Here is a 20,350-nt window from a genome sequence, read left to right as displayed (position 1 = left end):
GCGTCATTCTATCGAAAGACAGCCGGCGCGATGTTGCCCAGGATGGGGTTGCCGCCCCCCTGCCTGCCCGCCATGACCCTGCCCGCCTCCCCGTCCCCGTCGTCGCTGCAGCCCTGGCAGGTGATCGGCGCCGGCATCTGCGCCCTGGTACTGACCGTAGGCCTGGCCCGCTTCGCCTACACGCCGCTGTTGCCGCTGATGCGCGCCGACGCGGGATTGAGCGCGGCGCAGGGCGGCTGGCTGGCAACCTTCAACTACCTGGGCTATCTGCTCGGCACCCTGCTGGTAGCGCGCGTCGGCGACCCGCAGCGCCGGTTCCGCTTCTACCGGGCCGGCCTGCTGCTTGCGGTGGCGGCCACCGCGCTGATGGGCTGCACCACCCAGCCGTGGCTGTGGAGCATCCTGCGCTTCATCGCGGGCATGTCCAGCACCGCCGGCCTGCTGCTGGCCTCCGGGCTGGTGCTGAACTGGCTGCTGGCGCAGCGCCGACGACCGCAGCTCGGCCTGCACTTTGCCGGCCTCGGTCTTGGTATCGCGGTGTCCGGCCTCGCTACCGCGCTCCTGGCCGGGCACGCCGGTTCCAGCGGGCAATGGGTCTGGCTGGGGCTGCTCGGCCTGGCCTTCCTGGTGCCGGCCTGGCGCTGGATGCCGGCGCCCACCGCGCCATCGGCGGCGCAGGTCGCCAGCGCGCCCCCACCCCCGCCGCGACGCTGGCGCATGCTGCTGGTCGCCGCGTACTTCTGCGCGGGGTTCGGCTTCGTGGTCAGCGCGACCTTCATCGTCGCCATTCTCGAACAGACCGCCGCCTTCCGCGGTCATGGCAGTGCGGTGTGGACGCTGGTCGGGCTGGCGGCGGTGCCATCCACATTTCTGTGGGACCGGCTGGCGGCGCGCACAGGCATGATCCGCGCGCTGTCGATCGCCTTCGCCCTGCAGGCACTGTCATTCGTGCTGCCGCTGCTGGACGACGGGCTCGCCGCGGGGATGGGCAGCGCACTGCTGTTCGGCATCACCTTCGCCGGCATCGTCAGCCTCACCCTTACCGTGGTGGGTCGCCACTATCCGCAGAACCCCGCCGCGGCGATGGCCACGCTGACGCTGAGCTACGGCGTGGCACAGATCATCGCGCCTGCCCTGGCCGGCATGCTCGCCCGCGACAGTGGTTCGTACCGCGCGTCGCTTCTGCTGGCCGCGATCATCATGGCGATCGGCGTCGTGCTGCTGGCCTGCATGCGCGAGGCCGCGCAGGACCCTCAGCAACAAATGTGAAATTTTTTTGATGAAAGGCTTGCCGAACCTCTCAGACCTCCGTATTATTCGCGTCCTCGCCAGCGGCAACGCAGCGATGAAGTGGCCGAGTAGCTCAGTTGGTAGAGCAGGGGATTGAAAATCCCCGTGTCGGCGGTTCGATTCCGTCCTCGGCCACCACTATTCAAAGGGCTCGCAGAAATGCGAGCCCTTTTCTTTTGCCAGTTGCACGGAATTTGCACGGATTAGTGGGGTGCGCGCTCGCCTGTGCTCCACGTCCCGCGCACAGCACGGTGCCCGCACGGCTACAGCAGACCGATGTCCTCGACCGTCGCTAGGCCACGCGAGAGCCTGGCCACGAGCAAGTTACCCCCCGCCACTGTGCGCCCGGCCCGATCGTTGAGGTACAGAGCTTGGAGCCGGCCCGCCTCTGCGACTGCAGCGGCGTCGAAGCTCTCTGGCCGACCACGCAGCGGCTCCCCAGGTGACGCGAGACCACCGGCAAGGACCTGGACCACTGCTGCCGCGCCGCCAGCGTCCTTGGCGTAGGCCGTAGCCATCATCCGGCCGTTCTTCGGCGACCAGCCACCCAGAACCAGCTCCGTGTACAGGTCGCTTCGCGGCAGCCCTGCCCTATCGGCGGCCTCCACGTAGGCTGGCCACACCTTGTCGATCACCAGGCCCAGCTCGGCCATGAGCTGCTCCATCGTGAAGTCCGCACGGAAGCTGGCCTGCAGGCACAGCTCGTAGATCCTCAGGAAGAACTGAGCGGAACCCCTACAGGCCAGCACGAGGTTGTACTGGGGGATGAGCAGGAGCTTGGCGCCTTTGGACTGCTGTCCCGTGTGCGCGTCCTGCGCGAGGGTGTCGACAGCCACCAGCAGCTTTTCATGGCGCAGCAAGACGTTGAGGATGCTCATGGGGTATGTGGCAGGTCCAAGGCGAGACGCCACTATTACGGTCTGGCGCCCCCTCCGTCTACGCCCCGGGAGGTGGCGCGTCGGTCGCCCCCAGTTGCTTGATCGGGAACTTCGCGCTGGCGTATTTGGCCAGCACCTCGGTTCGCAGCCGGTCCTGGTGCCGCTCAACCCACAGCTCGACCCCGATGATCCCGGTGTCGTAGCTCTGGCAGGGCCTTTTGTGCCGGCGCTCCCGCTGCACGTCCAGCTCGGCAAACCACAACCCGTTGTCCACCCGCTGGTGCAGCCTGGCAACCCACTGCCCCCGGTGCCGAATCACGTCCGGCCGGCAGTCTGGGTTGGGAAGGGACATTGCCCATTCGAAGTCGTGAGGAAGCATGGGGGCAGGATACGAACCGGGGTCTCATGGTCTGAGACCCGCCGTTTCGACTGTTCGAAGGGGGCCGGCGCGGCTGAGATGGCACGGAGCCGCCGCCGACCAAGGAAAGCGGCCCGACGAAGCGGGCCGCTTTGCCGTCAGGCGCGGAGCGGCAGGTACTGGACCACACCCCGCTTCCATTTCAGCTGCTGCACAGCCGTTCGGCCTCCTTGATGCTTGTTGACGTCGCACAGGACCGCGAACGGCTTGCCCTTCGGAAGCGCTTGCCACCCCGCCTCAGTCTTCTCCTGGAACCCTGCCTCGGCCAATACGGCGTTCAGCTTCTGGGCGCTCAGCCCATAGGGCTTCCCCAACTGCGTCGGCGTCAAAATGCGCTCCCCGTCTGGCGACACGAGCTGCACGTGCATCGTGCGGAGCACATCGGTGCCAGTCTCCTCCTTCAAGCTCGCGTTCGCAGATAGGAGGAGCTGGTTACCCTCCAACCCCTGTGCTTTGGCAATCTCGGTGATGGAAGCAAGCTTCAGCACCTGCAGTTGCAGATCATGCTCGGTGATACGGTGTTTCATGGGCGAATGCCTCTTTTCGGGCATCTACCTTCCACAGGTTCATAGGTTCGTCGTTAATAACGTTTCGCCACCATCGTTATTGACGGTCGAGCTATACGTGTATATCCTACGATCCAAGTTCAGTGATCTTGTCAGAGGCCACCGAACATGCTCCCCCGTGGGAGTTAGATGTAAACCATTGTGGTAACAAAGGCCCCGATATGCTCTCTAGGCTTCGGGGCTTTTGCATTGTTCGTCGCCCCGCAGACTTTGGGTCCTTGAGCCGACGAGTTCAAGATTATGGCCGACTCCCGGGATCGTCAACGCCAAATGTAGTGAAAGTGTGGAATCCCTTGTGGCACAAGGGGTGACCCCGAAGCGCTTTTCTTGGCACATTGATACCTGTCGAAACCGACCGCGCGGTCAAGGCCAAATCGATCCCGCGAAGCACCCGACCGATAGCGCAACACGCTGCACAGTGCACACAGCCATCCCGTTCCCGTTGCCCAGGTGAGCACTCGATACTCACGCCCGGCCGGTAAGAGTGGCGCAGGCGCCCCGTCGTCGAACGGGAAATAGGATCTCATCATGTGCGGCCGATTCGTCCAGATTCCCATGCGCGACGCAGACGCGAGGCTGTTCCCCCAGCTCGTTGGCGACCTGCTGTCCATGCCGGCCAGCTACAACCTGGCCCCGACCCAGCGCGCGTCGGTGATCCTTGACCGCGGCACTGGCCTGCAGCTCACCAGGTTGTCATGGGGCCTCCTGCCCTTCTGGGCCAAGGCCAAGAACCTCCAGGGCTCCACGATCAATGCCCGGATCGAGACCGTCGCGGAGAAGCCGGCGTTCCGCGCCGCGTTCAAGAAGCGGCGGTGCCTGATACCGATGGCCGGCTACTACGAGTGGTCGGTCAGCGAAGAGGACGGGAAGAAGGACCCGTGGTTCATCCACGCGGCCACCCCGCTCTGGGCCGCCGGCCTCTGGGAAGACACCAGCCCCCTGCTGGACCCGGACAATCTCGGCACGTTCACCGTGATCACCGGCGACAGCAGCGGCGTGTCGGCGGATATCCACGACCGCATGCCGGTGTGGCTGAACCCCGGCCAGGCCGACGAGTGGATCGCGGCCGACGCCGCTGCGGCGATGGCGATGCTGCTGGCCAGCCAGCCGCCGGCGATGGAGGCCTATCGCGTCAGCCGCGCGGTGAACACGCCCCGCAACAACCGCGAGGATCTGCTCGCGGCCGTGGCCTGAGCGGCTACAGGGGCGGCGGGAGCGCCGGCGGCGCGCTCGCCTCGAACACGGCGTCGGTCGCCGCCTTGATCATGGCCATGAGCTTCCACCCGGGCTCCACGGTTTCCTCGCCGGTGACGGGGTGCTTCACGATGTAGTCCCGCGCCAGCAGCTCGCTGATCCTTGCGGGCAGCACGCCAAGGAAGGTGCGTTCCAGAACTGTGCCGTCGGACTGCGTGGTCACCTTCTCGAAGTGGAAGGTCACCGGCCCGTCGTTCGTGTACGGGCTCCAGTCGATCCCGATGCGAGGCGCGATCGCCTCCACCTTCGTGCCGAACTGCTCGCTCTCGCTGATTACTGCCACGTCAAGCCTCCGTACTGATCAGGGACAGCTCCTGGGAGCCGATGTGGAAATTGCTGCCGTTGGCCTCAGCCAGGGTGATAGGCCACAGGCCCGCTGCGCCGCTGAGCAGCACGCGATAGGCGAACGTCCCGGTGCCAGGCAGGCCATCGGTGAACGTGACACTTCCACCGACCTGCGCCTCGTAGCTGTACCGCCCCCACAGATCGTCGTAGTAGACCGACGTCTGTCCGCCAACCTGCATCGAACTGACGGTCTCCCACGCACCGCCGTTGTAGCTGCGCTGCAAGGTCATGATCGCGCTGTTGGCGACCACGCCTGGCGTACCCGAATCCAAGTAGCCGGAGTTGTAGTAGGCCAGGCTGAAGACCACGGTCTTGGGCGCTCCACCGGTGCCAAACGGCGGCGACTCCACCGTCGCGGTCGTAGAGACGGCCGTCGAGCGGTAGGCGTTGCGCCGGATGCCGGCCGAGAGCGAGCCGCCGAAGTAGCCGTTACCCTTGTTGTCTACCCAGAACAGCCCGTTTGCCTTGCTGCAGGCCGCCACGTTCGAGCCCACGCCGATCCAGAACAGAAGGTCCCCCGAGGTGCCGAACGGCTTGCCGTGCGCCAGCATGTAGCCACCCGACCGGGTAAGCCACCGCCCGCCTTCGTACGTGCTGCTGCCGGTATTGTTCGGGTCCACGATCCCGAAGATGTCGGCCACGAAGTCGATGCGGCCGATGTTGCCGTTGTTCACCGAGGTCATGCCGATGGCTTGGCCGTTGACGTTGAGCGCCCAGGTGTACGATGCCTGCAGCTGGCTCTGGCCGTTTTCCAGAGTCGTGGCGCGAACCTCCAAGGCCTGCGTGGCCGACGCGGTGCCGCCGACGGTCACCTCGTCGCTCCACACCGTCGGCACTGCCCCCAGCTCCAGCTTCAGCCGTCGGAACGACGATACGGCGTCGGTGACCTCGCAGATGATGCCCACCAGCAGACGGGTGGTGCCGGCAGGCGCGTCGATCGTGCAGCTGTACCTGGTCCAGACCCCCAGCTTGGTCGGGTCCGACATCGCCGTAACCGAACCGATCAGCCCGTCGCTGTTGTACGCGCTGAGCACCAACCGGGCATTGCCCTGCAGCCCGTTGCGGAAGATATCCCCGGACAGCGTGTGGCGCCCGGGCGTAATGGGGCCCGGGATGAACTGGTAGGAGGTGTCGTTGCTGGCGGTGGCGAGGATCGCCGCGAACGGTCCGAAGCTGGCGTCCGAGTACGCCCCACCACTTGCCGGAGTGGTCCACGATGCGAAGCCGCTGCGCCACGTCGGGTTGGCGATCATGTTGGGATTGGCAGCGGTGGACGCTTTCACCTGCGTGATCGCGGTGCTGTTCGCGCTAACCGCGCCCTCGAGCTGCTGAACCTCGCTGCTGAGCAGCAGGAGCGCAGACGTCTCCGCCTTTCCCTCCAACGCTGCGTTGGTCTGCTCGATGCGCTGCCCAAGCGCATTGTCACGGTCGACGCTGGCCTGCTCGACGGCAGTCACGCCCGCCTGGGAAGCGAGACTGCCATTGCCGGCAGGAAGCCGTGCAACGACAGCATCGGTTCGCTGCGACTGCGCCGCGTCGCCCGTGGCACGTGCCTGAGCTTCGGCCACGACCGATGCCTCGCTTGCGACCCCGCCCGAGCCCGCCGGCATTCGCGCCTTCACGGCGTCCAGCTGGCTCGACTGTGCCTCGTCCGCAGACACGCGGGCATTCCGCTCCGCGATAACGCTGGCCTCACTGGCGATCGCGCCAGCCCCAACCGGCATGCGCACCTGAATCGCCTGCAGCTGCGAGGCCTGGGCCTCGATCTCGCCTGCGTTGACGGTGGTCATGGACAGCGCGCCAGCGACTGCCTCACCCAGCGACGCATACTCGCCGATCAGCTCCCACACGGCAGGGAACAGGTCGGGCTGCTGGCCGGTGGTCTCCACCCGAGCGCGATACAGACGACCGGCGTGCTGCACCAGATCGCCCACGGGGTACACGCCGACGACCGTCCACTCGTCGGCCTCGAGGATGTCGGCCACCTGTGCTGCGACCGCATCCGCCCGGGCAAGCGCCACATCGCGGGCGAGGTTGGCTTTGAAGGGAGCTTCGGCGGCCGCCGCGGCGGCCACGCGAGCATCCTCGTTGAACCTGTCGATGCGCTCCTGACCAATCTGTCGGTTCAGCTCTTCGATCTCGGCGTAGCTCGGCACCTTGCCCGGGGTGCCCTCCACGATGGAACCCTCGCCGGGCTTGCCGCGCACGCTCGCGGTGATCTTGAACCACCACGCCTGCCCGCTCCCGTCGCTGTAGAGATAACGGGTTTCCGTGGTGCGGTGGATCTCCGTCCACGGACCTTCCTGCGTCGGCCCGCGCTCGATGATGTAGACGACGCCCGCCTGGTCCACCGCCGCCCATTCGATCAGCACCCCGTCAGCCACCGGGTTGGGGACAACGCCGTCCACCGGCGGCGTCACCCCCGCCGTGTAGACGACGGGGAACCACGAGGACTGCCGGGGCGCCGCCGGCGTCAGCGACGGAAGCGCGCCCGCCCCGATCTCGATCAGGGTGATTTTCCTTGCCTGCATGGGGATTACCTTTCGTTGAGCGCTTTGCGCATCGTGGAACTTGTGCTGGTCCGCACACCCTGCGTGGTCACCGCGAGCAGGTCGTGCAACACCTTGTTCTGGTCGGCCAGCAGTGCGTTGCTCTGCTGGACGGCCGCAGTGGTCTCGGCCTGTCCCTTCCCGTCCACCACCAGGTCGAACACGGCCCGGCTGAAGTTGTCCGGAAGTGCTTCGATCGCATCGGCAAGCTGGCCCATGCTGGTGCCGTCGTCCATGTCCAGGTTCCCGACCTTCATGCCGTCGATCAACCCGGTCACCTGGCCGAACAGGTTGTTGTAGTCCTTGCCACTGGCGTAGAGGTTGCGACCGAAGCCCAAGGCCGCCTGTGCGGCCGCCTGCGCCGCGCTGGTGTCACCCCCTGCCACTGCGCGCTCCAGTTCGCGCATCGTCTCCTGCAGCTTCTCCTGGTCCGTCAACGGCGACAGGGCGCTGATCGAAAGGCCATAGTTCATGGCCTTCTTGTCGGCATCGATCTGGGCCTGCAGCTTCCCCATGTTCGTCGCGCGCAAGGCCTCGATCTTGGCCAGGTCCTCAGCGCGAGCGCCCGACAGCCCCAGCGCCTTCGCATAGTCGTTGGCGGCTTTCACCTGCTGGCGATAGCTGCGCTCAATGCTCAGCGCTTGGGACTGGTACTGCGTCAAATCACCGGTGAGCAGCTGCGTGGACACGTCCGCCATGAGGCTGGCGTAGTTGCCCAACAGGCCAGTCACCTTCTGGATCTGAGTGGCCAGGTCCGTCCCGGCGACGCCCGCCAGGTCCTGGAAGTAGTCCACGGCCTTGTTGACCTTCTCGATCTCCATCCCATTCAGCGCGCGCCCCAGCTCGTCGGCGTTGCCGACAGCGAGTGCGATCGATGCGCTGAGCGCGGAGAACACGTCGGCCGACTCGAAGTAGCCATCGAGCTGGCTCCCGAACCCTGCTGCCTGCACCGCCTCGGTGAACAGGCGGTCGGTCATGTCGCCGAGGTACGCCTCCAACTGCGCCTTGGCCTCGGCAGAATCGGACGAGAGCGTCAGCTTGCCCAGGCTGACACGGACGCCGGCAAGCTGCTGGGACAGGTCGATGCCAAGCTGCTTGGCCAGGTCGGTGGTGGCACCTCGCACCTGCCGCGCCGCCATGTCGAACGTGCGATCGATGTTGGGGTCAAGGCTGGTGTACTGGGTCCACTTCTTGTCGCTGCGGAACAGGCCGCCCTTGGCTTTCACATCCGCGTAGCTCTGCCCGTCGAATCCACCGAAGCCGTAGCTGCCAGTGATCCCCTGCCCCGTGATCTTCGGAGCGCTGCGGCCGAACAGCTTGGCGTGGATGCTGGATCCCGAGAGGATCGAGGCGGTCTTGCTGCTCAGGCCCAGGGAGCGAAACAGTTTGTCGGCCTGTCCAACCGCGCCGGCCGTGGCGATCTTGCCCGCCCAGCTCTCGCCGTTGGCAATGTCCCACCCTTGGTCGAACAGCTGGGCGTTCTTCATCATGCCCGCGACGATCCACCCGATGATGGGCACGGCCGCGGCCGCTCCAGCACCAGCGCTCGCGCCAGCCGTACCCGCACTGGCGCCGCCCCCGCCGATGAGGCCGGAGAAGCTCGAGCCGGACATGCCCGCCATGCTGGTCACATCCCCGAACCCGGTCAGCGAGCCGGCGCCGCTGGCGGCGGACGAACCAAGGCCGAACGCCGCGCGGCCCTTCGACAGGATGCCGGCGATGTTTCCCACGTTCTGGCCGCCGCCAGCGGTGCCATTTCCACCGAACAAACCCATCAGGCTGTCCAGGCTGAACCCGCCCCCCTGGCTGCCCCAGCTGCTGATTCCCTCCATGATCCTGGTCTGGATCGGGATCACCAGCTTTTGCTGGAGCAGTTCCCGTGCCAGGTCACGCAGCCCCTGCTTTGCCGCGTCCTTGATGTCGTCCCACATCTTCTCCGAGTCGCGGAAGCCGCGGGCAGCGAAGTCCGCCATTGCATCTGCGGCATCGCCTGCGCCGTTGACCACGATGCCCGCCCAGGCTTCCAGCCCAGCGGCCGCCTCTTCAATCCGCAATGACAGCTCAGCCGAAGCATCCGCCGCCGCGAGCATCGACAGCTCGTAAGCTTCGTAGCTGCTCGCACCCTTCGCCAGCGCCAGCGCCTCCTTCCCGCCAGCCGCCTCGACCGCCTTCTGCAGCTCCTGCCGCATGTCGCGCTCGTTCAACAGCTGCCGGCGATACAGCTCGCGGGCGCGGCCGATCTTGCCCAGCATCACCAGTTCGCCATCCATCGTCGCCAGCAGCGCCTCGGGGCTGGCGATGGCGCGGTCGACCTCGGACGCGACCTTCGCGTACTCCAGTGCGCTCTGAGCCATCAGCACGTTGGCGTCGGCCTGGGCGATGTTGCCCTTGGCCAGGGCGGCGTTGTACTCACCCATGTTCTGCAGGTGCTTGGCCATCGCCTCGTCGAGCGGGCCTTTCATTGCCGCTGCCGCCAGCTCCGCCTGCTGCGTGTAGCGGGCCAGTGCGTCGGTCGCTGCCTTCTGCTCCCGGGCACCGGCCTTGTCCGCCGAACGAGAGGTCTGCACTGCCTTCTGAGCCGCCTCCGTTTGCCGGATCAGGCTCAAGCCCTGGGCAATCTGCTTGTTGTAGGCAGCGCGCTGCTCGGTGGTGAGTTTGTCCACACCGCCAGCCGCATTGATCTTCTGGCCAACGTCGACCATGAACGCCGCTTCGGCGCCCTGCTTCAGGCGGACGAGGTTCACCAGCTGACTGTCGACGCTGGACTGCAGCGATTTCAGGTGCTGGTTGATTCCTTCGGACGCCGCGTGGGATGCGACGGCCTGCCGATTGAGCGCGGCAGTAGTTGCGTCGGTCTGGTGCTCAGCCGCGCTGCTCACTCCGGTAAGAGCACTGAGGACACCACGCTGGCGCTCGAATTCGAGGCTGCTGGTCGCTGCAGCTGCGGTTTGTTGCGTCAGAGACTTCGCGACAGTCTGCGCTGCAGGAGAGCCGTCGATCATCGTGCGCCAGGCCGCTTCAAGCCCCGCAGAGAACTCATCGGCGGAGAGCTTGCCGGCGTGGAGACTCTCCTTTAGCCGAGTGGTTTCCTTGATGAATGCGTCGGCGTGGGCCACGTCCGAGTACGCCGACGCGGAAGAGATCATTTCCTGAATGGACTTTGTGACCTCCCTATACGACTCGCTGATTCGAGCATCGAGCTTCAGCAGCTCGCCGGCGCGCTCCTGCTTATTCAGCTCCGTGTACTTGGCGATCGTGTCGTCCAGCGTCCCGTTGAAGTCGATCAACGCGCTGTCCGCCTCCTTGGTGCTGTCGCGAATCATCCACCAGCCAGCCGCTGCGGTGGCGATCGCAGCAGCGATCCCGACAGGACCGCCGAGCGCGGCGTAGGCGGACTGAAGCCCCTGCGCTGCTACGCGCGCGGCCGTCTGCGCAGCCGTCAATCGCACCGTCGGCGGGAGCATTCCCAACATGCCTACGGATGCCCGATTTGCCACCACGGAGTTGGCGGCCCACAGCGCGTTGAGCGCCGAAATGCCGGTCATCAACTTGCCGCCTGCATAGAACACCGCAAGGCCTGTGCCGAGCGGAACGGCTGCCGCTGCTACGACATCGAGATTGTCGGCGAACGAGTTGACTGCGGCCGTGGCAGCCGCGATGCCGCCACTTTGAGCCTGGCTGCCCAAGAGGTCATCGAAGGAATTCTTCAGTCCAGTGAGGGCGCCGCCAAGATTGTCACGCGCTGCAGCCGCAGCGCCGGCGTACGAGCCTTCCATGACGCCCATGACCATAGCCTGGGCTTCCGCGAGCCGGCCCGTTTCAACCAGCGAAGCCAGCATGTCTTTCTGCTGTTCGGTGAAGAGGAAACCCTGCTTGGTAAGTGCGGATATTCCTTCAGTCGGATACTCAAGCGCCTTGCCGATGGTTTCGGCCGACTGAGTGATGTTCTCGCCAAGTCGCACCGACTGGTCAATTGCGAGCTGAAGAGCCCGTGGGAAGTTCTCTCCTACGATGCCCGTGTACGACAACAGGCGCGTCTGAGCATTGACGATCTCACCGGACGAGTGTGTGGTCGCCTTGGCCATCTTGTCGGCCATGTCGACCAGCTGACGGCTGTTGAAGCCGGCGGTCTGCCCGGTGGACTTCAGAATCGCATTCAGCTGCCCAAGCTCGTTCTGGGCATTCACGGTCTCAGTGATGAACCGTCCCAGCAGCGCCCCGCCACCGATAGCGCCGAAGCCCTTTGCCAGCGAAGACATGCTCAGGTCGATGCTGGTAACCGACACCTTGGCATCGCGGGCTGCCTGCGCGAAGCTGTCGGACATCTCGCGTTGCATCTGCCGCATCGCCTTTGCGGCACGATCAGACGCACGTGCGGACTTACCGAGGTCGCGTTCAAAGCTCCCGGTTTCTGCAAGAAGGTCGACGGTGAGGGTATAGAGGGCCATATTCCGTCCAAAAAAAAAGGCCCGCGCGTTGCGGGCCTGTACTTAGTCGTTGCGCCACCGAGGCGCGATTTCGCAGCTACGGCCTATTCGGCCCGTGAGCGCTTGACGAGCTGGCCATCGATGACCAGCTCTTTTAGGAACACTCCATCCTTAGACATCGTGCATCGCGCGGCTGTGTCTACATTTGATCCAAATCCGTTCATAAGCGTCAGCCCGTCGCCAATCACCCAGGTAACCACGATGCGATCGCTAAAAGTGTGGACCCGGGATGGCCCGGGAACACGCGCAGAGGAAGGGTTCTTCGCAGACTCTTTGATCCACTGTCTGCACCTGTCGCTAGCCGAAGCCTCTACCCTTTCTTCAGGTGATTTCCGTCCACCTATCTGCATCCAGGCGAACACACCGACCACTACGACGAAAGCAATTCCAGCAGCTATCCAGTCCTTGGACGTGTAAACCCTACTCATCGGTCGTTAGCCCCTCAGCCATGAAGGGTAAAAATTGTCGCACCGCGCTACAACTTCGACAAACTATGCTGGAATTTCTTCGAACTCCATGTAGCCAGTGAAGTACTGCCGACTGAGATTCTCCGTCGTCGGAAGCTGGGTGGCGTGACCATAGATTGCAGCGCGCGCGGCCAGTCCCGGATCGAACGCCTTGGTGCGGATGTCTCGGAACTGCGGCACCACACACGCCCGCTGCCGTCGCGACATTGCCATCGCGACAGTCTCCCAGTCCGTTCCGGCCAGCCCCCTCTGGCGCACCACGTCCGTGGGCCGCCCCGAGAACGTGGCAGTCAGCCGCCGGTACACAGTGCCGGGGACGGTGTTCACCTGGCCGCCCTTCGTCCGGTTGTGGACGCTGGCATCGATCGGGCCTACCGCCCAACCGTCCTTGATGCCGATGTCGGCCACGCGGAAGATCGCGATCTCCCCCACCTCTACGTTCGCTACCAGGGTGTCTATCACCACCGCAACGCTGCTCACCGTGGCGGTGGCGGTGGGGAACAGCCAGGCGCATACGCTGCCGTCGGGCAGGCGTACGGTCAGTGCGGCCGCGCCGGCGGCGCTTACCGCGACGCCCTCCGGAACGTTCAGACCAAGGACTGCGATCACCCCTGGCACCAACCCTTCGGCGAGCGTCACATTGATGGACAGGGCGCCGGTGCGGTGAATGCGGGTCCGGCGCCCTGGCTTTCCGTCGAACATTGCAGCGCCGGCGTCGGTGGTCAGCCAGGTTCCGCCCACCAGCGCCACAGACTGCACCGCAGGCATTCCATATCCGATCAGCACCGCATCACCCCCACAACGTCAGCACCACATCACCCGTGGCAGGGTTGCGCTCCACGCGCCGCACCAGTACCTGCTTGCCCGCCTCCAGCCCATACCGACCGTAGGCGATGCGCCCCACCTGCCCCGGCTGCGGCGCCAGCTCCTGGTCGCCCTGCACGCTGACCCGGTAGAAGAACCGCTGCACCCGGTACATGGCCACTACCCGGTCGATCTCTGCCTGTGCGTCCGCGCCATTCCAGAAGAGCGAGAGCACCGGGTCGGTGCCGTCGGCGCGGCGGTAGTGGGGATGCATGGCCCCAGCCCCGTACACCTGGGCGCGGAACAGTCCCATCAGCTCGTCGCGGCGCCACTGGGGCACGTCCACAACGTCGGTGACCAGGTCGGAAGCGCCCAACGCCTGGGCGTTCGGCCGATAGGCCATGCGGCGCGTGAGGTTCGGGGCGTCGTCAGGAACGGCGAGCAGATCTTCGGCCAGGTCGCCGCCGGCGAGGTCGAAAGCCAGTTCCCCGGCCCATTCCTCTGGTGCCGCCACCTGGACGAATCGAAGTGCACCGTCAGCGTCCTGGTAGCAGCCGACTCCGTAGCTGGGCAGGATCGCGTTCATGGCGTCCCGGCCAGTGATGGCCGTGCCGGCGTAGTAGCCCACACCGGCATAGCCAGTGGCGGCATCGATCGCCGCGCAGTCTGCGCCCGACCATGCTCCCTTGCCCAGGCGCCCCATGATGTCGGCCAGCGCCTGCTGCAGCGTCGCCGGCGCCGGCCCCGGACCAACGCTGGAAGCGTCCGTCACCACAGGCATGACCGGTGGCGATCGCATGAGCAGCTGCTGCCCATCCGGGGATAGGGAGAAGGTGCCCGCCTCCATCGCGTCGCCGCGGTCAAGGACGGTATCCGTGTAGATCCGCGAATCGGCAACGAACATCGCCGTCGCATCCGAATTTGCCCCCAACGCCGGCACGCTGGCCACCGCGCCGATCAGCACCGGCTGCGGCTTCCACGCCAGGCCGGGGATGTTGGGCAGGAACACACTGCGGTTGATCACCTCGTCGAGGTCATCGTGCGCGTCGCGGAAGTAGATGCCCTTGGTGCCGTCGTCGTTGATCTCGATCCGGTCGAGCGAGAAGCGATAGGCCGCTTGCGCGTCGGCCAGCATCCCATCCGCCGGACCGACCCTCACCCGCGCCGGCGCGCCGGAAGCGCCACTGAGCGCCAGATCGTCCAGAATGCCATCAGCGTCCAGCGCCTGGCATTCCGCCGCGCTGGTCTGGCTCACCGGTTCACCACCCCACGGCCAGAAGTTGATCTCGCTGATAAGGGTGATGCCGTCGGCCAGCACCCCCTCGAACCGGGCGTTGGCCGGGGAATCACCCGGGGCGGTCAGCCAGTCGGCATCGGCGAGGCGCGCCACCGCTGGGGATGCGGCGGGCAAGCGCCAGCCGACCTGAGCGGCGGGACTACTGGCACCCCACTGCCCTGCATTGACCGCCATGCATAGACCACCGGCTTCAGTGGCCGCGAGCGAGGCGGCGAAGTGCAGCGGGCCGGTAAGCCCGATGTTCCTCTGGTGGACCAGCACGCCGTTGCGGTAAAGCTTGAGCCGGGTTGGCGCGCCGACCTCCACCAGCACCCCCGCGATTTCACCTTTGGCAAGGACGGGCAAGCCGGCAGCGACCGGCCCACCGTTGAAAAGCACGGTCCCTGCGCCAAGGTTCCAACCAATCCCAGCGGCATCACCGCCGGGGAAGGCGGTCAGCGAGGCGGCGGCCGTCGCGACGCCGACGACGGCGGCCATCGGATCATCGCCCCACACCGCGAACTCGGCACCGAAGGTGCCGTGATCCAATGCAACGTCAGAGCGAGCCATGTGGTGGATGTCCGCCGCTGCGGTTGTGGCCAGCGTGAGGCCGCCGTCGCGGGCGGCCAGCAACGGGCCAATAGGCAGCGCGGCGAAGCGCCCGAAGGTGTCAGCCATCATTTCCTCAGAGTGCGTGGAACCAATCCTCGGCCTCGTCGTCGTCGGACTTCGGCACAAGAACTTCTAGGAAGGCCTGCATGCTGCGCTTTGTGCCGGCCTGGCTGTGCGCTGCTGCGGTGAAGGCGGCGAAGGCCGCAGGCTTGATGTGCAGACCGACAGGGTCGATGGGGTTCCGCTTGTGAAACTCCCACCAGCTCAGGAACTCGCGGCGCGACATGGTCGACCGCAGCTCGGACACCGTGCGATGCAGGTGGCCGGCCAGTACGTGCCAGAACCAGTCTTCGCCGCGCTGCCTTAGGCGTTTCCCGTCTCGGCCTGGGCGTCAGCAGCCTTGTCGCCGAAGCCGGAGTGCTTCATGACGACCTGCTGCAGTTCCGCCGCAACCAACGGTTTCAGCTGTGCGGCCTGCGCGGCAGTCATCACCGGCTTGCCGTTCTCGTCGCAGATGGTGGCCGCGATCAGCTTCGACCGATCGCCGTCCTGGTACAGCCGACGGAACTCCGCGTCCGGCAGCTCGCGCACGTGGAACTGCGCCTTGTCGCCACTGGGCAGCGTGATGGTATCCGCGCGCACGTCTTTGGACGCGAACATGCCGAGGCTGGTGAAGGTCTGCAGCACGGTCGGCGGGGCAGCGAACGTGTCGGTCGCCGGGGTGTCGTTGGTCTTGCTCATGGGCCGTTTCCTGAAATGGTGGTCGGGCGCGCAGGCCGCGCACGGCTAACACGCGGAGGTTCCTGCGCGCCCGGCCAAAGAGAAGGCCCGCCGAAGCGGGCCTAAAGAGAGAGAGCGCCGTTGCGCGAGTTAGGGCGCCGGAAGGTGGGTGACGACCTCGCCGGACCCACGGATGGTGATGGTTGCCTTCCAGATGTCGTTGTCGGCCACCTGGACCGCGAAGTTCTGCACGAAGCCCTTGAACTGCTTCGAGACCACACCGGCGGGGGGCGTGATGACACCAGCCACAGCCTCCGGCTTGTCCACGCCCTCGGTTTCCGACTGCGGCGCGGTGACCATGATGTCCACAACCTCGCCGCTCTTGTGCAGAGCCTCGATCTTCTGATGGTCGACGGCGTCGTAGTTGATTTCGATGGTGGTGCTGCCGGTGGCCTTCCGGCCGGACACGAACTTATCCCAGTCATCGTCGAAATCGGAGATGTCGATCTCCGATGCCTGGCCATCGGGGAAGCCGACCGAGCGCAGACGGGTCACCTTCGTGACCTCGGTGGGCGCGGTGGCAATGAACAGCTGGGTGTGCTTGGACTTCAAAACGCCCATTGCGGTTTACCTCTTGGATAGAGCCCGGTCGCCGGGCACAGAAAAAACCGGCTTGCGCCGGCGGTAGGGTTTGAGAAGTTCGAGCAGCTACCGGACAGTCAGCAGCCGCACGTCGAAGGAGATGCCGAAGGTGTCGGTGCCGTCGGGGTCCGGGCTCGGGTTGTAGGATTCGATGCTGCCGCGGCGCTCAACCTCGTCGCGGATCGCGATAGCTGCGGCGTTCGCCTGCGTGGTGTCCTGACCCCAGACCGTAATCCGGACCCGCCAACCGTCGGCCGGTGGTGTGTCGGACTGAGGAACTGGGGAGCCTCCCACGACCTCCCAGGTTGCGTAGGGCAACGCCGCGCCCTGAGGCGCCACACTGGGCCAGACACGGATTGGATCGCCCAGCAGCGCGCGCACAGACGCACTGCCCTGCAAAATCGGTTGGATCAAAGGAATCATCACAGTACCCAGCCTTTCCGCTTCAGCGCGCGAGTGATCGCGATCCACGATTCATTGATGATCGCCTGGGCAGCCTCAGGTCCTCGGGCCTCAGCGGACGGCGTGAGGAATGGCCTGGCCGCCATCTTCTTCGTGCCGAACTCCAGGTGGCGCCAGTAGTGCGCCCAGCCCGTCGTTTCGTAGACCTTGCCAACACGCCGCATGCGCTGGTTGCGCTTCGTGTTTGAGTACTTCGCCTTACGGCCGACCCGTACTCCGACCGTGAAGTACTCCCCATCCGTGCCCACCCCTGCCCGACGGCGGTTCTTGGCGTTGGCCCTGCGAACAACAATCTCACCGGCAAGGAAGCCCGACCGCTTCGCAACGCGGTTTCTAGCCTCATCACGGATGATGTTCCCCCCCTTGCGCATACCAGTGCGCAGGGGTTTCCCACGGACCTCGTCGGGCAAGCCGCGCAGGGTCTCCAGCAGCCCCTTCAAGCCATGCAGCTTCAGGTCTTCAGCCATCGGCGACCCCCGCATCCACCATCAGCGTCAGCCACTGCCGCGCGGTCGGGTCCGGGAGCACGGCGCGGATGGCATACGCCTGTCCATCGAACAGAACGCGCATCGAGGACAGAACGCCAGGGAGATAGGGAATCTCCATTCGGGCAGTGACTTCCCCATGCTCGGCGCTCGCCGCCGTGAACTCGCGCCCCGATAGCGGAACCACTTCCGCCGGCAGATCCTTCTGCCAGTCCTTCCACACCCTGGTATCGCCGCCCAGGGGCTGCCGGACTACCTCATGGTTCTGCAACGTGACGCGATGCCTGTACTTCCCACGGCGCGCCATCACACACCCCAGGTGACGCGGTAGGGGTTCAGCAGTCGCATCACCGCTGGATTGTCCGAGTGAATGGTGCCGGTCACCGACCCCTCGCGAAGCGCGTAGCTGTCACCAACCAGCAAGCGCGCCGCCTGTTTGAGCGACTCCGGCACCGGAACCTGTTCCGGTGGATTGCCCCCGTCCGTCCAAGGTATTGACCGCCCAATGTACTGCTCAATGTAGTCCTGGGCGGCGTTGACGTAGTCGGTGATCAGCTCATCATCCAGGTCATGGATGAGAACCAGATGTCGCCGTGCGTCGGCCAGTTCAATCAGCATGGTTCATTCCTTGGGAAGCGCCGCAATAGCCGAGGCAATCGCCTCCAACACGGTCTTTCTTGCCTTGTCGCCCTTCGACTGCTCGGCCTCAAGGGCCGCTGCAAGGGTGCCCATATCTACAACCGTGGCCAGCTCGGCGATCACGTCCGCAACATTCTGGCCAACCAGGGCCGCGCCAGCGCGCGCCAAGGGGGCACCGCCAACGGAGGCGGATAGCGAACCGGGGATCAGAGCGACGAGACCTCGCTTGACGAGCAGATCGGCATGCTGGGGCGACACCTCAAATTCAAGACCGCGACTTCGATGGCCACCGTGTTCGAAGGAGCTGAGAGCCCTTACTTTCGCCATGTTCTTCTCCTACGCGGGGCAAGGACATCGCCTTGCCCCGCGACCACGTTACGGACCGTCCACCACCGGCAGGCCGGCGAAACCGCCCTTCACGAAAGCTTCGGGACGGAACACGGTCAGCCCGACGTCCTCTTCGCAGAGGATGGTCACCATGTTCTTGACGAAGTTGTCGCGGTCCTGGTTGGAGACCGTGATGTTCGCCTGCTCACGGTCCCAGCCCTGCGCGCCCAGCTTGAAAGCACCGGTCAGGAATTCGCCGGTATCCATCGCCTTGGTCGCCACGACCGGGCGCGCCCACAGGCCGGGCACTGCCAGGCCGCGCGGCGTGGCGAACAGGTAGGCGTTTTCGGTGGTCTTCGAAAGCTCGACGGTCGTCCAGTCGATCGGATTCAGCACGATGCCGTCGGCTTCGTACTCGGCCAGCGTCACCTGGAGCATGGCGATGCGGAGGCGGTCGATCGCGGTCTCGTTCTGCACCACCACACCGGGGTTGGCGTACGCAGTCGCCTGGGTGTACAGCCCGTTGATGTTGAGGCCGAGGCCGGAGCCTTTGAGCAGCTGCCCCTCTTCCTTCAGCTTCAGGCCGTACATGAGGCGACCGTTGATGTAGGCCTGCAGCATTCCGGCGTCGCGCAGCACCTGCTTGGACGCACGGATCCAGTGGGCAATCGTGGCGACCTTCGCCGAGTCCAGCTCGAAGGACAGGTCAGACTCGGGCTTCGGGTTGGCCGGGTTCTCGGCCACGACTTCGGCGTTGTTGGTGAATCCGGTTTCCCGCACGTATTCCAGGCTATCCGACGTGGTCGTCCCCCACGTGAGCAGATCGCGAAGGAACAGGCGCTGGTTCGGGGTGGCCACGACCCCCGGGATACGGTGGGGCTCGATCAGGTTGCCGGCCGACGCGTCCTCGCGGGTGATGGCGGCCTTCACCGTGAAGCTGCCCTGCATGCCCGGATTGAAGTTCTTGCACACATCGGAGGTCGCTACGACTTCACCGATGGTGCGCGCCTTGGCCGGAGCACCCCCGCCCTGCTCGAGCTTGGCGATCACCTGCTGGGCTGCCTGGAGGTTGGCCTGCAGTTCGCCCTGGGCGGTCAACAGCTGGTCAACCTTGGCCTTCGTTTCTTCGGACAGCTGTGCATGCGCGCTGATGTCGGCCTTGGCCTGTTCCGCGTGCTTCTTCAGCTGCTCATTCACCTGCCCGAGGCTGGCGTTGATGTTCTTGATGTCGTCGTCGATCTGGGCCATTGAGGCTCTCCTTACAGAATGGTGGTGAGGTTCGCGGCCAGCGCCGCAGTGGTCGTGAAGCCGGCAGCGTCACGCTGGCCGTGTTCGGTGGGCTCGCCCTCACCGCCGCCAGCGGGATCGCCCGCGCTGGACTTGAACTGACTGATCAGACGCATTGCCTCGGACTTGGGCATGCCCGACGCCCGGAGCGCTGCCTCCATCCGGCGAACTGCTGACGCGTTCTTGCCGTCGTCTTTCTTGCTGATTTCGTCAGAATCGAGTAACGAATCGGCAAAGCCCTGCGATACAGCGGCGCTGCCGCCGATGTAGGACTCACGATCCATCAGCTTCTGCATCGCCTTGACGTCCTCACCGGTCCTGGCGGCGTATACGTCGGCCATCGCCTGGTCGAACGGCTCCAACTGGTCCGCGATCTCACGCAGCTCGTGTCGATTGCCCGCCGCGAGCAGCCAGCAGTTGTGGATCATCAGGAAGCCAGCTCGCGCAATCTGAACCTTGTCACCGGCCATACCTATGATGGACGCGGCCGACGCAGCGATTCCCATCACCTTCACGGTGACCTCGCCGGGGTGCTCGCGAAGCATTGAGTACATGGCAAGGCCTTCGAACATGTCCCCGCCCGGCGAGTTGATTGCGACGGTCACCGGCCCTTTGCCGAGCGATCGCAGAGCAGCGGACATGCGTTTGGCGGTGAATCCGCCCCCAGTCCACCAGTCCTCACCGATGACGTCGTAGATGCCGATCGTTCGATCCTCATCGCCTTCTGCGGCGGCACGAATGCTGGAGTCCCAACGTTCGAAGGCAGCCGGTGCGATGTAGCTGCGCACGTCCATCTGCGGCCGTCCGCTGGGGACGCCCGGCGTTGCACGGATAGTCATCTC

Annotated in this window: 20 protein-coding genes and 1 tRNA gene; 3 read left to right on the top strand and 18 right to left on the bottom strand. The window is 65.3% G+C overall.

Features of this window, described 5'->3' with window-relative positions; all coding sequences use genetic code 11:
* The first annotated feature begins 72 nt into the window (after window positions 1-72).
* Together ACO6VK_RS05835 and ACO6VK_RS05830 are read left to right on the top strand one after the other, a co-directional pair.
* Complete coding sequence (locus tag ACO6VK_RS05835) at window positions 73-1,269, top strand: YbfB/YjiJ family MFS transporter (RefSeq protein WP_422505968.1); 1,197 nt, start codon at window positions 73-75, stop codon at window positions 1,267-1,269.
* Window positions 1,270-1,352: 83 nt separating this feature from the next.
* Window positions 1,353-1,428, top strand: a tRNA-Phe gene (locus tag ACO6VK_RS05830).
* A gap of 125 nt (window positions 1,429-1,553) precedes the next feature.
* On the opposite strand, the gene ACO6VK_RS05825 is transcribed toward ACO6VK_RS05830, so the two are convergent.
* From ACO6VK_RS05825 to ACO6VK_RS05815, 3 genes are all read right to left on the bottom strand, one after another.
* Entirely contained in the window at window positions 1,554-2,168 is a 615-nt protein-coding gene (locus ACO6VK_RS05825; RefSeq protein ID WP_422505967.1) for a hypothetical protein, read from the bottom strand.
* A 58-nt stretch (window positions 2,169-2,226) separates the two neighbouring features.
* On the bottom strand, window positions 2,227-2,520 hold the full coding sequence (locus ACO6VK_RS05820; RefSeq protein WP_422505966.1) for a hypothetical protein: 294 nt from the start codon (window positions 2,518-2,520) through the stop codon (window positions 2,227-2,229).
* A 164-nt stretch (window positions 2,521-2,684) separates the two neighbouring features.
* Window positions 2,685-3,113: a hypothetical protein gene (locus tag ACO6VK_RS05815; protein ID WP_422505965.1), complete on the bottom strand. Its 429-nt coding sequence runs from the start codon at window positions 3,111-3,113 to the stop codon at window positions 2,685-2,687.
* 567 nt (window positions 3,114-3,680) lie between these two features.
* On the opposite strand from ACO6VK_RS05815, the gene ACO6VK_RS05810 reads away from it, so the two are divergent.
* On the top strand, window positions 3,681-4,346 hold the full coding sequence (locus ACO6VK_RS05810) for an SOS response-associated peptidase (RefSeq protein WP_422505964.1): 666 nt from the start codon (window positions 3,681-3,683) through the stop codon (window positions 4,344-4,346).
* Between the two features lie 4 nt (window positions 4,347-4,350).
* Here the strand turns inward: ACO6VK_RS05810 and ACO6VK_RS05805 are convergent, their stop codons facing one another.
* The 15 genes from ACO6VK_RS05805 to ACO6VK_RS05735 form a co-directional block, all read right to left on the bottom strand.
* A complete protein-coding gene (locus ACO6VK_RS05805) occupies window positions 4,351-4,689 on the bottom strand; it encodes a hypothetical protein (protein ID WP_422505963.1) in 339 nt (112 codons plus the stop codon).
* 1 nt (window position 4,690) lies between these two features.
* Entirely contained in the window at window positions 4,691-7,282 is a 2,592-nt protein-coding gene (locus ACO6VK_RS05800; protein WP_422505962.1) for a hypothetical protein, read from the bottom strand.
* A 5-nt stretch (window positions 7,283-7,287) separates the two neighbouring features.
* Window positions 7,288-11,748: a phage tail protein gene (locus tag ACO6VK_RS05795; protein WP_422505961.1), complete on the bottom strand. Its 4,461-nt coding sequence runs from the start codon at window positions 11,746-11,748 to the stop codon at window positions 7,288-7,290.
* A gap of 530 nt (window positions 11,749-12,278) precedes the next feature.
* Window positions 12,279-13,022, bottom strand: a complete 744-nt coding sequence (locus tag ACO6VK_RS05790; protein ID WP_422505960.1) for a hypothetical protein — start codon at window positions 13,020-13,022, stop codon at window positions 12,279-12,281.
* 22 nt (window positions 13,023-13,044) lie between these two features.
* Window positions 13,045-15,012 carry a hypothetical protein gene (locus ACO6VK_RS05785; protein WP_422505959.1) on the bottom strand — a complete coding sequence of 656 codons (1,968 nt, stop codon included), beginning with the start codon at window positions 15,010-15,012 and terminating at the stop codon, window positions 13,045-13,047.
* Window positions 15,013-15,019: 7 nt separating this feature from the next.
* Window positions 15,020-15,253, bottom strand: a complete 234-nt coding sequence (locus tag ACO6VK_RS05780; RefSeq protein ID WP_422505958.1) for a hypothetical protein — start codon at window positions 15,251-15,253, stop codon at window positions 15,020-15,022.
* Between the two features lie 56 nt (window positions 15,254-15,309).
* Window positions 15,310-15,687 (bottom strand): hypothetical protein, encoded by a 378-nt coding sequence (locus tag ACO6VK_RS05775; RefSeq protein ID WP_422505957.1) that lies wholly within the window; start codon window positions 15,685-15,687, stop codon window positions 15,310-15,312.
* 129 nt (window positions 15,688-15,816) lie between these two features.
* The gene (locus ACO6VK_RS05770) at window positions 15,817-16,287 is read right to left on the bottom strand and encodes a phage tail tube protein (RefSeq protein WP_422505956.1); all 471 of its coding nucleotides are present in this window, start codon (window positions 16,285-16,287) and stop codon (window positions 15,817-15,819) included.
* Window positions 16,288-16,374: 87 nt separating this feature from the next.
* Complete coding sequence (gene gp17 / locus ACO6VK_RS05765; protein WP_422505955.1) at window positions 16,375-16,731, bottom strand: tail completion protein gp17; 357 nt, start codon at window positions 16,729-16,731, stop codon at window positions 16,375-16,377.
* Window positions 16,731-17,237, bottom strand: a complete 507-nt coding sequence (locus tag ACO6VK_RS05760; protein ID WP_422505954.1) for an HK97-gp10 family putative phage morphogenesis protein — start codon at window positions 17,235-17,237, stop codon at window positions 16,731-16,733. Before ACO6VK_RS05760 ends, gp17 begins: the two co-directional genes overlap by 1 nt.
* Entirely contained in the window at window positions 17,230-17,562 is a 333-nt protein-coding gene (locus tag ACO6VK_RS05755; RefSeq protein ID WP_422505953.1) for a phage head closure protein, read from the bottom strand. The genes ACO6VK_RS05760 and ACO6VK_RS05755 overlap by 8 nt, the downstream gene beginning before the upstream one ends.
* Window positions 17,562-17,873 carry a head-tail connector protein gene (locus ACO6VK_RS05750; RefSeq protein WP_422505952.1) on the bottom strand — a complete coding sequence of 104 codons (312 nt, stop codon included), beginning with the start codon at window positions 17,871-17,873 and terminating at the stop codon, window positions 17,562-17,564. The genes ACO6VK_RS05755 and ACO6VK_RS05750 overlap by 1 nt, the downstream gene beginning before the upstream one ends.
* A gap of 3 nt (window positions 17,874-17,876) precedes the next feature.
* Window positions 17,877-18,221 (bottom strand): hypothetical protein, encoded by a 345-nt coding sequence (locus tag ACO6VK_RS05745; protein ID WP_422505951.1) that lies wholly within the window; start codon window positions 18,219-18,221, stop codon window positions 17,877-17,879.
* 48 nt (window positions 18,222-18,269) lie between these two features.
* On the bottom strand, window positions 18,270-19,469 hold the full coding sequence (locus ACO6VK_RS05740) for a phage major capsid protein (protein WP_422505950.1): 1,200 nt from the start codon (window positions 19,467-19,469) through the stop codon (window positions 18,270-18,272).
* A gap of 11 nt (window positions 19,470-19,480) precedes the next feature.
* Complete coding sequence (locus ACO6VK_RS05735) at window positions 19,481-20,347, bottom strand: head maturation protease, ClpP-related (RefSeq protein WP_422505949.1); 867 nt, start codon at window positions 20,345-20,347, stop codon at window positions 19,481-19,483.
* Window positions 20,348-20,350: the final 3 nt, after the last annotated feature.

It is taken from the genome of Stenotrophomonas sp. GZD-301 (genome assembly GCF_049310345.1).
Classification (GTDB): Bacteria; Pseudomonadota; Gammaproteobacteria; order Xanthomonadales; family Xanthomonadaceae; genus Stenotrophomonas.
The sequence above is the reverse complement of the archived record's forward strand: the minus strand, read 5'-3'. Positions and strand labels throughout refer to the sequence as shown.